13 protein-coding genes are annotated in these 12,509 nt (G+C 61.9%); 8 read left to right on the plus strand and 5 right to left on the minus strand.

The annotated features are described in order from the left end of the window. Window positions 1-8: 8 nt before the first annotated feature. Window positions 9-926, minus strand: coding sequence for a helix-turn-helix domain-containing GNAT family N-acetyltransferase (locus J7U39_RS05080; protein ID WP_210630705.1), 918 nt, complete (start codon window positions 924-926; stop codon window positions 9-11). Between the two features lie 237 nt (window positions 927-1,163). Further along, entirely contained in the window at window positions 1,164-1,883 is a 720-nt protein-coding gene (locus tag J7U39_RS05085) for an aspartate/glutamate racemase family protein (protein WP_210630706.1), read from the minus strand. 155 nt (window positions 1,884-2,038) lie between these two features. Here J7U39_RS05085 and J7U39_RS05090 point away from each other — a divergent pair, with 155 nt between their 5' ends. From J7U39_RS05090 to J7U39_RS32165, 5 genes are all read left to right on the plus strand, one after another. Then, complete coding sequence (locus J7U39_RS05090) at window positions 2,039-2,503, plus strand: Lrp/AsnC family transcriptional regulator (protein ID WP_210630708.1); 465 nt, start codon at window positions 2,039-2,041, stop codon at window positions 2,501-2,503. Between the two features lie 173 nt (window positions 2,504-2,676). Continuing rightward, the gene (locus tag J7U39_RS05095; protein ID WP_210630710.1) at window positions 2,677-3,216 is read left to right on the plus strand and encodes a BA14K family protein; all 540 of its coding nucleotides are present in this window, start codon (window positions 2,677-2,679) and stop codon (window positions 3,214-3,216) included. Between the two features lie 178 nt (window positions 3,217-3,394). Next, complete coding sequence (locus J7U39_RS05100) at window positions 3,395-4,660, plus strand: NAD(P)/FAD-dependent oxidoreductase (protein ID WP_210631593.1); 1,266 nt, start codon at window positions 3,395-3,397, stop codon at window positions 4,658-4,660. After that, a complete protein-coding gene (locus J7U39_RS32160) occupies window positions 4,588-5,019 on the plus strand; it encodes a LysE family transporter (RefSeq protein ID WP_282615032.1) in 432 nt (143 codons plus the stop codon). The genes J7U39_RS05100 and J7U39_RS32160 overlap by 73 nt, the downstream gene beginning before the upstream one ends. Continuing rightward, the gene (locus J7U39_RS32165) at window positions 4,902-5,195 is read left to right on the plus strand and encodes a LysE family transporter (RefSeq protein ID WP_282615061.1); all 294 of its coding nucleotides are present in this window, start codon (window positions 4,902-4,904) and stop codon (window positions 5,193-5,195) included. The genes J7U39_RS32160 and J7U39_RS32165 overlap by 118 nt, the downstream gene beginning before the upstream one ends. 112 nt (window positions 5,196-5,307) lie before the next feature. Here the strand turns inward: J7U39_RS32165 and J7U39_RS05110 are convergent, their stop codons facing one another. Next, a complete protein-coding gene (locus J7U39_RS05110; protein ID WP_210630712.1) occupies window positions 5,308-6,354 on the minus strand; it encodes an NAD(P)-dependent alcohol dehydrogenase in 1,047 nt (348 codons plus the stop codon). Window positions 6,355-6,556: 202 nt separating this feature from the next. Between J7U39_RS05110 and J7U39_RS05115 the strand changes: the two genes are divergently transcribed. From J7U39_RS05115 to J7U39_RS05125, 3 genes are all read left to right on the plus strand, one after another. After that, complete coding sequence (locus tag J7U39_RS05115) at window positions 6,557-7,465, plus strand: AraC family transcriptional regulator (RefSeq protein WP_210630714.1); 909 nt, start codon at window positions 6,557-6,559, stop codon at window positions 7,463-7,465. 100 nt (window positions 7,466-7,565) lie between these two features. Then, a complete protein-coding gene (locus tag J7U39_RS05120; protein ID WP_210630715.1) occupies window positions 7,566-8,624 on the plus strand; it encodes a glycosyltransferase family 2 protein in 1,059 nt (352 codons plus the stop codon). Then, a complete protein-coding gene (locus tag J7U39_RS05125) occupies window positions 8,624-10,306 on the plus strand; it encodes a hypothetical protein (RefSeq protein ID WP_210630717.1) in 1,683 nt (560 codons plus the stop codon). The genes J7U39_RS05120 and J7U39_RS05125 overlap by 1 nt, the downstream gene beginning before the upstream one ends. A 31-nt stretch (window positions 10,307-10,337) precedes the next feature. Here the strand turns inward: J7U39_RS05125 and J7U39_RS05130 are convergent, their stop codons facing one another. Both J7U39_RS05130 and ugpC read right to left on the minus strand, forming a co-directional pair. Beyond that, a complete protein-coding gene (locus tag J7U39_RS05130; RefSeq protein WP_210630719.1) occupies window positions 10,338-11,342 on the minus strand; it encodes a sugar-binding transcriptional regulator in 1,005 nt (334 codons plus the stop codon). A gap of 91 nt (window positions 11,343-11,433) precedes the next feature. Then, complete coding sequence (ugpC, locus tag J7U39_RS05135) at window positions 11,434-12,468, minus strand: sn-glycerol-3-phosphate ABC transporter ATP-binding protein UgpC (RefSeq protein WP_210630721.1); 1,035 nt, start codon at window positions 12,466-12,468, stop codon at window positions 11,434-11,436. Window positions 12,469-12,509 lie beyond the last annotated feature (41 nt).

The following is a 12,509-nucleotide window of genomic DNA, read 5'->3' on the forward strand; positions in this document are numbered from 1 at the left end:
CAGCAAATTCAGAGATCGAGTACCCATGTCTGCCCGTTCGCCTCCGGGCCGAACATCCGATGTCTCTCCTCGGAGACAAGTCGGAAGCCGGCCTTGACGTAGATCGCGCGGGCCGTATCCAGCATGTCGTTCGTCCAGAGCGAAAGCTGGCGATAGCCCTTGTGTCTGGCGAATCGGATGCATTCCTCGACCAGTAGCTTGCCGAGCCCGAGCCCGCGGGCGGATTTGTCGACATAGAGCAGGCGCAGCTTGGCGATGCCGTCGCCGCCATTGGTGACGAGGACCGAGCCGATATTGACGCCGCCGCGCTCGGCGATCCAGCAATATTCCTTCTCGGGATCGAAATTGGCGAGGAATTTGCCGGCGACCTCGGCGATCAGCGCCTCGAAGCGCAGGTCCCAGCCATATTCGTCGGTATAGAAGCGGCTCTGGCTCTCGACGATCCAGCCGATATCGCCGGCGCGATGGGCACGGATGATCGCCGGCACGGGCTTTGCCGCCGGGTCGAGCAGGGCGCGGATCGTGTTCATGGCCGAGACGACCGCCTGCGGCTCGCTGGCTGCAAGCGTGTCGAAACGGGCGGCGATCTGCGCATTGGCGCGTCGGCCGAGTTCTTCGAACTCTTTGCGTCCCCGGTCGGTGATAGTGATGATCTGGCTGCGCAGATCGGCTGGATCGGCGCTGTTATCGATCAGCCCTTCGGCGCGGAAACGCTTGAGGATGCGGCTGAGATAGGCCGGATCGAGATGCAGGTCGCGGGCGAGTGCGGTGGCGCTGACGCCCGCATGCGAGCCGATCTCGAAAAGGATGCGGGCATCCGTCAGTGTGTAGGGCGAGTCGAGATAGGCCTTGTTCAGGAGGCCGAGGAAATTCGTGTAAAAGCGGTTGAAGTCGCGGGCGGTTTCGATGAGGGCGATGTCGGACATGGTGATCTCCAGGGGGAGATCTCGCCAGACTGCTGACAAGGCCCGCTCCTCGCTCGCCGTCATCCTCGGCCTTGTGCCGAGATCTGCTGGCCTATCGACCGGAAGCAGACGCTCGGGACAAGCCCGAGCATGTCGAAAGAAGGGTTGGCCGACTGAGTCAACACACTGACAATAGTCTCCGTATGACGACCATTGTCATGCATTTAGTTGACTGAGTCAACTACATGTCGACGCGCATCAAGCGGCTTCCTCTTCCACATCTTCCTCTGCGCCAAGGACGAATTCGACCGCAGCCCGGGCATGGATCGCCGTGGTGTCGAAGCCCGGCAGCGGCAGACGGTCGGGATCGAGGATCAGACAAATCTCGGTGCAGCCGAGGATGATACTGTCGGCGCCGTTTTCCACGGCGTGGTCGATGATATCGATGAGCTTCTCGCGCGAGCGGTCATGCACCTTGCCGGCGCACAGTTCGTTGAAGATGATGTCGTGCACAGTGGTGCGGTCGGCGGCGTTGGGCACCATGATGTCGATGCCAAGGTTCTTCATGCGGTCGGCGTAGAAGCCGTGCTCCATCGTGTAGCGGGTGGCAAGCAGCAGCGGGCGCTTGCGGCCGGCGGCATGCAGCGATTTCGCCGTTTCGTCGATGATGTGGATCAGCGGCACGGAAATCCTTGCCGCGACTTCCTCGGCGATCAGGTGCATGGTATTGGTGCAGATGAGGACGCAATTGGCGCCGGCGATCTGCAGGCGCAAGGCCACGTCGGCGAGGCGGCGGGCGGCTCCATCCCAGTTGCCGGCCTTCTGAAGCGCGACGATCTCTTCAAAATTGACGGAATGCATTATGACCTCGGCCGAGGCGAGGCCGCCCTTGCGGGTGCGCACCATCTCGTTGACCAGCCGGTAATAGACCGCCGAACTTTCGAAACTCATGCCGCCGATCAGGCCGATCGTTTCCATCTCTTCATGCTCCCATGCTTCAACTTTCGGAAATGATGCCGCAATGCCGGCGCGACGTGTTTGCGTTGTTTGTCCTGCGCGTCTAATGTGTGCTATTATTTTGCGCGGTTTGGAGGGGTGGCGCAAAATTAAGGCGGAGGGTTCACTTCTCACACATGCTGGATGATCGCGACAGACGTATTCTCGATATGCTGCAGAAGGATGCGGGCATCTCCGTAACCAACCTTGCCGAGCGCGTAGCGCTTTCGGTGTCGGCCTGCTCGCGGCGCATCCAGCGGCTGGAGGAAAGCGGCCATATCGCCCGGCGCATCGTCGTGCTCGACCGCGAAAGGATGGGCGTTCCGACGACGGTCTTCGCGCTGGTGAAGACGGCGCATCATTCCGATGAATGGACGGAAAGCTTCCGCCGGATCATCAGCGACATTCCCGAGATCGTCGAGGCCCACCGGTTGACCGGCAATCACGATTACATCCTGAAGATCGTCCTGCCGCGCGTCGAGCACTACGACGTGATCTACAAGCAGATCGTGCGCAAGCTGGAACTCTTCGACGTCTCGGCGTCGATCTCCATGGAAGAATTGAAACATGGAATGGCGATACCCGTGGGTTACGCCCGGTGAACCGTGCCATGCGGAAAAAATAAGGTCGGAATGCAGGAGGAGCCGATAATCCTCAGTGCCATCGGCAGCGATTAATTTGTCTCGATACGGAACGTTTTTCGTTATATTATGTTCACCTTTGGTTCAGGAGGAGGGGAGGATATTCCTCCTCTTGGAGGAAGAGGAGAACAGTCATGAGAAAGCTGGCAATCGTCACGTTGGCCTTGATCGTGGGTGCCCCCGGCGTCACGCCGGCTCAGGCGTTTCCGGCTATCAACCCACCCAGGATCGAAGCACAGCAGCAAATCGAGCAAGTGCAGTGGCGTGGCCACGGCGGTCATTGGGGTGGCGGTTATCATGGAGGCGGGTATCACGGCCATCATCACCACAATGGATCGGGCTGGGGCTGGGCCTTGGGCGGTCTGGCCGTTGGCACCATCATTGGCGGCGCGTTGGCGCAGCCCTATTACGGCTCGTACTACGGTTCACCCTACGGCTATTACGGTTCGCCTTACCGCTATTATGGCTCGCCCTACGGCTACTACCGCCGGCCTTTCGGGTATTACGGCGGCTATTATGGCCGGCCCTATCGGGCCTATGCGTCGTCTGCCTACTATGGAGGGGGCGGCAGCCACGAGAGCTGGTGCTATGCCCGGTATCGTTCGTACAGAGCGTATGACAATACCTTCCAGCCCTATTCTGGCCCCCGTCGTCAGTGCATTGGTCCCTATTGATCGGCACTGACGCCATCTGCGTTATGAACTGGTTTCAGGCCGCCCAACTTCTTCGGATCCGTCGGGCGGCCTTTTCGGCTGCGATCGGCGCAGGGGAGACATGCCGAAACGGCGGTTGGCAAGCTTTGCGCCGAGGCCCACATTGTCTTTCAGCGAAATGGCGCAAAAGGGGCAGGTCATGGGCGATCATCACGTCGTCGTTGTCGGCGGCGGATTCGGCGGGCTGCAGCTCGTCAACGGGTTGAGAGACGCAGGCGTGAAGATCACGCTCGTCGACCGGCGCAACCACCATCTCTTCCAGCCGCTGCTCTATCAGGTGGCGACGACCATTCTATCCACCTCGGAAATCGCCTGGCCGATTCGCCGCCTCTATGCCGATCGGCCCGACGTGACGGTGCTGCTCGGCGAAGTCACCGATGTCGACAGTGGCGCAAAGACGGTCTCGTTACGCAGCGGCATGACTCTGGGTTACGACACGCTGGTGCTGGCGACCGGGGCGACACATGCCTATTTCGGCCATGACGAATGGGAGCCGGTGGCGCCCGGCCTCAAGACGCTGGAGGACGCGACGACGATCCGCCGGCGGGTGCTGCTCGCCTTCGAGAAGGCGGAGATGGAGGCCGATCCGGCGATACGCGATGCGCTGCTGACCTTCACCATCGTCGGCGCCGGGCCAACCGGGGTCGAGCTTGCCGGCATTATCGCCGAGCTCGCGCATTTCACGCTGCCGGACGAATTCCGCAACATCGATACGCGCAAGACCCGCGTCGTGCTGGTCGAGGCCGGCCCGCGGGTGCTGCCGACCTTCGCCCAGGAGCTTTCGGCTTATGCACAAAAGGCGCTGGAGAAACTCGGGGTCGAGGTCCTCCTCGGCAAGCCGGTGACGGAGTGCGGCGCCGACGGCGTGCAGATCGGGGAGACCTTCATCCCTAGCCGGACGATCGTCTGGGCCGCCGGCGTTACGGCTTCGCCGGCCGCCCGGTGGCTTGACGTGCCGGCCGACCGGGCGGGGCGTGTGGTTGTCGAAAAGGATCTGAGCGCGCCCGGCCTGCCCGATGTCTTCGTCATCGGCGACACGGCCTCCGTGATGCGCGAGGACGGCAAACCGGTGCCGGGTATCGCACCCGCCGCCAAGCAACAGGGCGCTTATGTCGCCAAGGTCATCCGCGCGCGTCTTTCGGGCAAGCCGGCACCGGCGCCCTTCAAATACTGGCACCAGGGCAGTCTGGCGACGATCGGCAAGAGTGCCGCGATCATCGATTTCGGCCGGATCAAGCTCAAAGGCTGGATTGCCTGGTGGATCTGGGGCCTTGCCCATATCTACTTCCTGATCGGCACCCGCTCGCGCTTCTCCGTCGCCTGGAGCTGGCTGTGGATTTATCTGAGCGGCCAGCACAGCGCCCGGCTGATCACTCAGCGGGAGACGATGCGGGAGGAGGGGTAGGCTGCTTCTTGGGGCAAGTCACAACCGTCCTTGCCGGGGCCATCCAGGTCTCGTTGCTGATCCTGGGCGTTGCCTCGCTGCTTCAAGCCTCGCCGCTTGCTTTCGACATTCTGCGCTGGGCGGGAGCCGCCTATTTGGCCTGGCTGGGCGCCAACCTTATTGCGGAGCAGGCCGACACGGCGCCGGCGCAAGGGCGGCGGCGCGGTCCGTCTCGACTGCGGCAGCGCTTCGCGAGGGCACGATCAACAATCTCACCAATCCGAAGGCGCTCGTCTTTCTCTTTGCCTTCCTTCCGCAATTCGTCAATCCTGAGAGTTCCTGGCCGGTGGCGGTTCAGCTTCTTGTTTTCGGGGCGGTGACGAAACTTTCAAATTTCGTCATCCTCAGTTCCGTCGCATTCGGCGCGAGCACGCTCGGCGGCTGGCTCTCGCGCCGTCCGATGCCGATCGTATGGCAGGAGAGGTTCGCCGGTATCATGATGGTCCTCCTCGGCCTCCGGCTCGCCTTTTCAGGGGATGCCCGAGTTGCCCGATAGCCGTCATCTTCAGCAGACACGAAGACCGCCGCCGAAGTCGAGCTTTCCGACTTCGGCGGCTGCCGGCATGTCACATTGGCGCGGCTGTCGGAGCAGCCGCCTCCCCCTATCTTCAGGCCGCCAGCGAGGCGATGTCGATGACGAAGCGGTAGCGGACGTCGCTCTTCAGGACGCGTTCATAGGCTTCGTTGACCTGGTCGATGTCGATCTTCTCGATCTCGGAGACGATGTTGTGCTTGCCGCAGAAATCCAGCATTTCCTGGGTCTCCTTGATCGAGCCGATCATCGAGCCGGAGATACTCTTGCGGCCGGGGATAATCGAGAAGGCATGCACCGGGATCGGATTCTCCGGCGCCCCGACGACCACGAAGGAGCCGTCCACCTTGAGAAGGCCGAGATAGGCGTTCCAGTCGATCTCGGCGCTGACGGTGCAGATGATCAGATCGAACGTGCCGGCAAGCTTCTTGAAGGTTTCCGGGTCGTTGGTGGCGTAATATTCCTTGGCGCCGAGCTTCAGCCCGTCTTCCTTCTTGGAAAGGCTCTGGGAGAGAACGGTGATATCGGCGCCCATGGCCGAACCCAGTTTTACGCCCATATGGCCGAGGCCGCCCATGCCGACGATCGCGACCTTCTTGCCGGGGCCGGCATTCCAGTGGCGCAGCGGCGAATAGAGGGTGATGCCGGCGCAGAGCAGCGGCGCGGAGGCGTCGAGCGGCAGGTTGTCGGGGATGGACATGACATAGCCCTCCTTGACGACGATCGAGTCGGAGTAACCGCCCTGGGTGCGCGTCTTGCCGTCGGCTTCGAAGTCATTGTAGGTGCCGCTGAGACCCGGCATGTACTGTTCGCGATCGAGGTCGCGCTCGGCGCAGCCGATGCAGGAATCGACGAAGCAGCCGACGCCGACGCGGTCGCCGACCTTGAACTTGGTGACAGCGGAGCCGATGGCCGTGACGATGCCGGCGATCTCATGGCCGGGCACGATCGGATAGACGGCGTTCTTCCATTCGTTGCGGACGGTGTGGATGTCTGAATGGCAGATACCGGCAAACTTGATGTCGATGACGACATCATCTGGTCTGGGGTCGCGGCGCTCGAAGGTGAAAGGAGTCAGCGGCTTGGAAGCGTCGGTGGCGGCGTAGCCTCTTGCAATCGGCATGGGAACCTTCCTTTTCGTTTTGGGAGGGGTTGAATGGGATGGCGGACTATTGCCCGGAACGACGGGAGAGGGTTAGAGCGATCCTCTCAGCTTTTTGCACGATCCTGCAAAAGTGAGGCGCCTATCTGTTTGCGAAACGGCCGTGGCACTCTAGATAGAGACGGTATCGCCGGCTCAGACAGTTGACAGAAAGAGTTGCCGCATGACTTTGCCCTTCAGCCCCTATCAGGAAATCGTCGACATCGCGATGCGCTTTGCGCCCAGCGACGGCGAGTTCTCGACTGCCATCGGCAATCTTCATGTCAGTCGCCGGTCCAAGCCGAGCGATCCCTTGCACAGCAGTTATCGGCCCTGTTTCGCCTTCGTGCTGCAGGGCGCCAAGAGCCTGCAGCTTGGGACGGAGCAGATCAGCTACGGGACCGGCGATTATCTCCTGACCTCGCTCGACCTGCCGGTCGCTTGGCGGGTCACGGAGGCGAGCCCCGAGGTGCCGCATCTCTGTCTTGGGCTGGCAATCGATTCCGAGAAGCTGCTGGAGTTGCTCAGCCGCATCGACGTTCCGCGCCCGGCCGCCCATACCGATGGGCAGCGCGGGATGGTGGTGAACGTCGCGCCGCCGGAGCTGATGGATGCCGCCGTCCGCCTGCTGCGCTTGCTCGATCGTCCAGGTGACATTCCGGCCATGGCGCCGCTGATCGAGCAGGAAATCCTTTACCGGGTGCTGACCGGGCCGCACGGCGCGCGGCTGATCAACATCGCCACGGCAGACAGCCACAGCAACCGGATTGCGCGCGCCGTTGCCTGGCTGAAAGAGAATTTCGCGCGGCCGCTGCGCATCGAAGACCTTGCCGAGCGCGTCAATATGAGCGTGTCGTCCTTCCATCACCATTTCAAGTCGGTGACGGCGATGACGCCCGTCCAGTATCAGAAGCAGCTTCGTCTGCACGAGGCGCGCCGGCTGATGCTCGTCGAGCGGCTCGACGCGGGCACGGCTGGCCACCGCGTCGGTTATCAGAGCCCGTCGCAATTCAGCCGCGAATATAGCCGCCTCTATGGCGCGTCGCCGGCCCGCGATGTCGACGGCGTGCGCGAGATCATCGCGGCGGAATAGCGCTGAGGGGCGTCGGCGCGGCTGCCGGCCAGCCATTAAAGGATGTTTGACCTTTCCCGGCTAGGCTGGCGCCATCAAACAAGCAGGCACCGCCGTCCGCATGACGCAAGCACCGTTACTTTCCATCGTCGCGCCTTGTCATAACGAGGAAGACGGCCTGCGCGAATTCTGCCGCCGCGCCGCCGCCGCTGCGCAGAGCGTCGCCGGCGACGCCTTCGAGCTCATTTTGGTCGATGACGGCTCGTCGGACGGCACCTGGGAGATCATTTCGGATCTGGCGGCAAAAGTGCCGCAGGTGCTCGGCGTCCGTCTCCTGCGCAATCACGGCCATCAGCTGGCATCGACGGCCGGCCTTTCGGCGTCGCGGGGCGAGCGCGTGCTTTTGATCGACGCCGATCTTCAGGACCCGCCCGAACTGCTGTTGATGATGATGCCGATCATGGAGCGCGGCGCCGATGTCGTTTACGGCCAGCGCACGCGTCGCGAGGGCGAAACCTGGTTCAAGCTCGCCTCCGCGTCGCTCTTCTATCGCACGCTCTCGAGACTCGCTTCCGTGACCATTCCGCGTGACACCGGCGATTTCCGGCTGATGCGCCGGCGCGTCGTCGATATCCTGCTGGCGATGCCGGAGCGCGATCGTTTCATCCGCGGCATGGTCAGCTGGATCGGCGGCCGGCAGGTGGCTCTGCCTTACGAGCGGGACGCCCGTTTTGCCGGCACTACGAAATATCCACTGCGCAAGATGATCAATTTCGCGCTCGATGCGATCACCAGCTTTTCAACGACGCCGCTGCGCATCGCCACATGGCTCGGCATGATCAGCGCCGGTGTGGCGGTGGCGCTGCTCGTCTATACCCTTGTTCGCTGGCTGCAGGGCGAGACCGTCACCGGCTGGTCGTCGATCATGGCCGCCGTCAGCGTATTCAGCGCCATCCAGCTGATCTGCATCGGCATCATCGGCGAGTATCTTGGTCGTCTCGTCCAGGAGAGCAAGCGGCGGCCGATGTTCATCGTCGAGACGATCCTGCGGGGCAGCTACCATGCCGAACTGCCGACGGCTTTTTCGGAAATGAGCGCCGGCGACCGGCGCGCGGCGCTGGATTCGGCCTTCGCGCCGACAGAGCCGCCGCGGCCGCAAAGGAGCAACCGGACCAAATAATGAATCGAATTGCTGCGCCTATTCATGCCGCGGCCGGGCCGGAGGATTTGATCGCCCGGCAAGACTCCACCATAGCGATCGCCGTGTTCGTCACGCTTGCGGCTGCATTGGTCGGCCTGTTTCACTTCCCGCCGGTTCTCGACTACGCCAATCACTACGCCCGGATCTGGCTGCTTTCGGGCGGCATCGGCGAACAGCCGTTCCCTGAGATCTATGCGATCGATTGGAACCGCACCTTCACCAATGTCGGAATCGATCTTGTCGCCGTCTGGCTGGGGCCGCTCGTCGGCGCCGACAGGCTGGCGCGGGCATTGCTTTTTCTGGCGATCGTGTTGCCGCCGCTTGGTGCGATCGGGCTGCACCGCGCGCTGTTCGGCGGCCGGCACTACTGGCAGATCGCCATGCTCTCGTTTAGCTGGTGCGCCACGATGATCGGCGGCTTCATCAATTTTCAGATCGGCCTCGGCATGGCCTTGTTCTTCTCGTGCATCGATCTGCGGCTGCAGGGCGGAAATCCGGTCTGGATTTTTGCCTGGCGCCTCGCCGCCGCATTGCTGCTGACAGTGATGCACATCTTCTCGCTCGGGTTCTATATCGCCATCGTCTGCGGCCTCGAATTTTCCTGGCGCATCGACATATTGCGATCGAGGGTGGGGTTGGCAAGGCTTGCCGGCCGCTTGGCGCTCGTGGTCAGTGTCTGCGCCCTACCGCCGCTCGCTTTGTACCTCCGTACTGCTGCTTTACCGGATGCCGGCGGGAGCGGCCTTGGACTTGCCTGGAACGATGGCGTCATCCTGATCCTGATAAACATTGTCTCCGCCATCACGACTTATCTTCCGTTGGTTGACGTCGTGCTGATTCTGCCACTGATCCTCATCTGCACGCGGGCCGCACGGACGGGCGACATTCAGGTGCATGCAGGGCTCGCGGTCACCGCCTGCGGATTGTTGCTTCTTTCCTGTATTTCGCCGCGACACGCTCTCGGCACCGGCTGGATCAGCTGGCGCTTTCCGATCATGACAGCACTCGTGGCCATGGCGATGGTGTGCCCGTTTGCCAATTTGACGCGCCGGCAGGCGCTGTCGCTGGCGCTGATCATCAACCTTGCGGTCTTCGGCCGAGCCGCCTGGATCGGCTGGAATTGGTGGCTGGCGCAGAAAGATGTCGCGGCTGTCGAGACTGCGCTGAGAAAGATGCCTGCCGGCGCGGCCGTGCTGCCCCTGGGGCATGAACCGGAGACCGCCAGCAGCCTTGCCCATTCCAATCGGCACTTCGCCTGGGGATTGGATACCTTCCGGCATCTGCCGACGCTCGCCGTGCCGTTCTCGCATGCTTTCGTGCCGACGCTCTTCACGGCAAAAGGCAAGCAGCCGCTTTCCGTCCTGCCGCCATGGTCTCATATCGCGGTTCCCGAGGGCAATCTGGTGTCGATCGGCGTACTTTCATGCCCGGCAATGATGCGGGAGTATGAGGGCTTTACGCCCTATCTTTCGGATTGGCGCAGGCGTTTCGATTTCATCCTCGTCGCCAATGCCGATATCCCTGACCGCTACGTCGGTAACTCAATGCCGGCGGGGCTGACGCTTATCGAGGATGCCGGTTTCGCCAAGCTTTATGCGATCGACAAGGTAACGCCGGCGGAGCCTCTCTCGCTCCCGGCCGGTTGCGCCAGGGCGTCTTAGACTTAGCTGCCGATGCCGTGCATGTCCGGCTCTACGAACTGCCGCTCGTCCTGAGCTCGCCAGCAAGCTGTTGTGCCTGTCGTGCAGTGTCTTCATCGCAAATCAACACGTTGCCGAGGCCGGACAGCAGCACGGCTGCGATAGCCTGCGCCTTGTTCCAGCCGCCTGACGCGAAGACGACATTGGGAATGGAGCGCAGAGCTTCCAACTCGGGAGCGATCGCGCACCTGTTTATCGCATGGTCGATCGGCCGCCCGATCTTATCGACGAACTGGCCGAGCACGTCACCACAGGCACCGGCTGCGAGCAATTCCTCAATGTTGATGTTGCGCGGCAAGCCGTAGCGCATCAGCAGCGAACGCTCGGTCATGTCGCCGATGCTGAGCACGATGACGTCATTGGTCTCGATCTGTCGAAAGGCCGATTCAAAAACATCCTGTTGGATGATTGCCGTCCGCGATTCCGGGCTGCCGGCGTAGATCGGCGCAGCAAGATAGGAGCATTCGGCATTGAGCTGGCGAGCAAGGTCGCTCGCAATGTCAAAGGTATTGATTTCGATGCCGTGCGTCAGCCCGCCCATGACCGAATTGACGCAGATATCAGGCCGTTTGAGGGAGGGCATATGACGCACCATCTCGCGGAGCGTCGCTCCCCACCCGACGCCAACGCCGCGGATATTGCCGCCGTTCAGCAACTGGACGAGATAATCGGCGGCCGCCTGGCCGAGCAGGACGGGGATCAGTTCCGCATCCTCCGGCGTCGGTACGATAATTGCCCGATTGAGGTTGAATTCTGCCGCCAGCTGCTGCTCCAGGGCGATACAGGAGGTCAGCCGGGAATTGAGGGTGATCGTCACAAGGCCGGATCGGCGCGCCTCGGCGATGATCTTGTTGACGCGAAGCCTGTTGGTCGAAAGCGCTTCGGCGATTTCACCCTGGGTGCGTCCCTCCATGTAATAGAGCCAGACGACGCGCACCTGCATCTGCTCGTCCGGCAGCGCAACGGGCGCGGAAGAAGCACTTCTGTTCTGTGACATGCAATAATCTGCGCCTCCGTTCGACGCCATGGATCTCAAATCCCCGGCGCTTGTCAATCGCAGGGGCCCGTCGTCGGCCGCTTCACCGCGGTCAGTCGGTTCGCCGGCCGGTCGACTTGCTGAAGGGATGCAAACCTTCCATGCGTACATGGCACGAAATGCGGTCGTGTTCCTGCAGACGCCGATCGCTAGGCACGCTCGCGACGATGTGCTTCCGGCTGTCGTCGATGCGCAGATGCACGTTGTTCTCATCGCCAACGGTTTCGATCAATTCGACATAGGCGTCGAACCGGAGATCATGCGCCGATCCGACCCCGAGGTTGATCGAACCAGGTCTGACGCCGACGAGATCGGTGTCTTTCGGAAGCGCGATGTCGCTGAGGCCGAGTTCATCCAGTTCGATCAGATTCATCGGCGGCGAACCGATGAAGCCGGCAACGAAGACGGTTTCGGGACGGCGATACACCTCGATCGGTGTCCCGATCTGCTCGATTCGGCCGCCGTTCATGACGACGAGCCTGTCGGCGAGGGTCATCGCCTCGAGTTGGTCGTGCGTCACATAGAGGCTGGTCGTCTCGAGCTGCCGCTGCAACCTGCGGATTTCGACGCGCATTTGCACGCGAAGCTTCGCATCCAGATTGGACAACGGTTCGTCAAAGAGGAAGGCGGCTGGATCGCGGACGATGGCGCGGCCCATGGCAACGCGTTGGCGCTGTCCGCCTGAGAGCTGACGAGGGCGGCGCTCGAGGAATTCGCCGATTTCCAGAATGTCGGCGGCGTCAGCGATCCGCCGGTCGATCTCGTGGCGAGGAACGCGGCGGTTCTTGAGTCCATATTCGAGATTCTGCCGAACGGTCATATGAGGATAGAGCGCGTAGTTCTGGAAGACCATCGCAATGTTGCGGTCGGCCGGATCGACACGGCCAACGTCGTTGCCTGATATCCTGAGGTGCCCGGAGCTTATGGCTTCGAGCCCCGCGATCATCCGCAGCAAGGTCGATTTCCCACATCCTGATGGCCCGACCAATACGATCATTTCGCCGTCCGCGACGGTCAGATTGATCCCTTTTACCGCGGGAACCGGTCCGTAATTCTTCCTCAGGTCGATCAGTTCGATAGCGGCCATGGCATCCTTCCTCCTGGATCGTCATACATTTGTAACATGCT

It is taken from the genome of Rhizobium sp. NLR16a (assembly GCF_017948245.1).
In the GTDB taxonomy this organism is placed as follows: Bacteria; Pseudomonadota; Alphaproteobacteria; order Rhizobiales; family Rhizobiaceae; genus Rhizobium.

Coding starts and splice junctions, on each gene's coding strand:
- ugpC (WP_210630721.1), bottom strand. CDS start 12,468: ATGGCCGCTATCGAACTGATCGACCTGAGGAAGAATTACGGACCGGTT.
- J7U39_RS05120 (WP_210630715.1), top strand. CDS start 7,566: ATGACGCAAGCACCGTTACTTTCCATCGTCGCGCCTTGTCATAACGAG.
- J7U39_RS05100 (WP_210631593.1), top strand. CDS start 3,395: ATGGGCGATCATCACGTCGTCGTTGTCGGCGGCGGATTCGGCGGGCTG.
- J7U39_RS05090 (WP_210630708.1), top strand. CDS start 2,039: ATGCTGGATGATCGCGACAGACGTATTCTCGATATGCTGCAGAAGGAT.
- J7U39_RS05115 (WP_210630714.1), top strand. CDS start 6,557: ATGACTTTGCCCTTCAGCCCCTATCAGGAAATCGTCGACATCGCGATG.
- J7U39_RS05085 (WP_210630706.1), bottom strand. CDS start 1,883: ATGGAAACGATCGGCCTGATCGGCGGCATGAGTTTCGAAAGTTCGGCG.
- J7U39_RS05080 (WP_210630705.1), bottom strand. CDS start 926: ATGTCCGACATCGCCCTCATCGAAACCGCCCGCGACTTCAACCGCTTT.
- J7U39_RS05125 (WP_210630717.1), top strand. CDS start 8,624: ATGAATCGAATTGCTGCGCCTATTCATGCCGCGGCCGGGCCGGAGGAT.
- J7U39_RS05110 (WP_210630712.1), bottom strand. CDS start 6,354: ATGCCGATTGCAAGAGGCTACGCCGCCACCGACGCTTCCAAGCCGCTG.
- J7U39_RS05130 (WP_210630719.1), bottom strand. CDS start 11,342: ATGTCACAGAACAGAAGTGCTTCTTCCGCGCCCGTTGCGCTGCCGGAC.
- J7U39_RS05095 (WP_210630710.1), top strand. CDS start 2,677: ATGAGAAAGCTGGCAATCGTCACGTTGGCCTTGATCGTGGGTGCCCCC.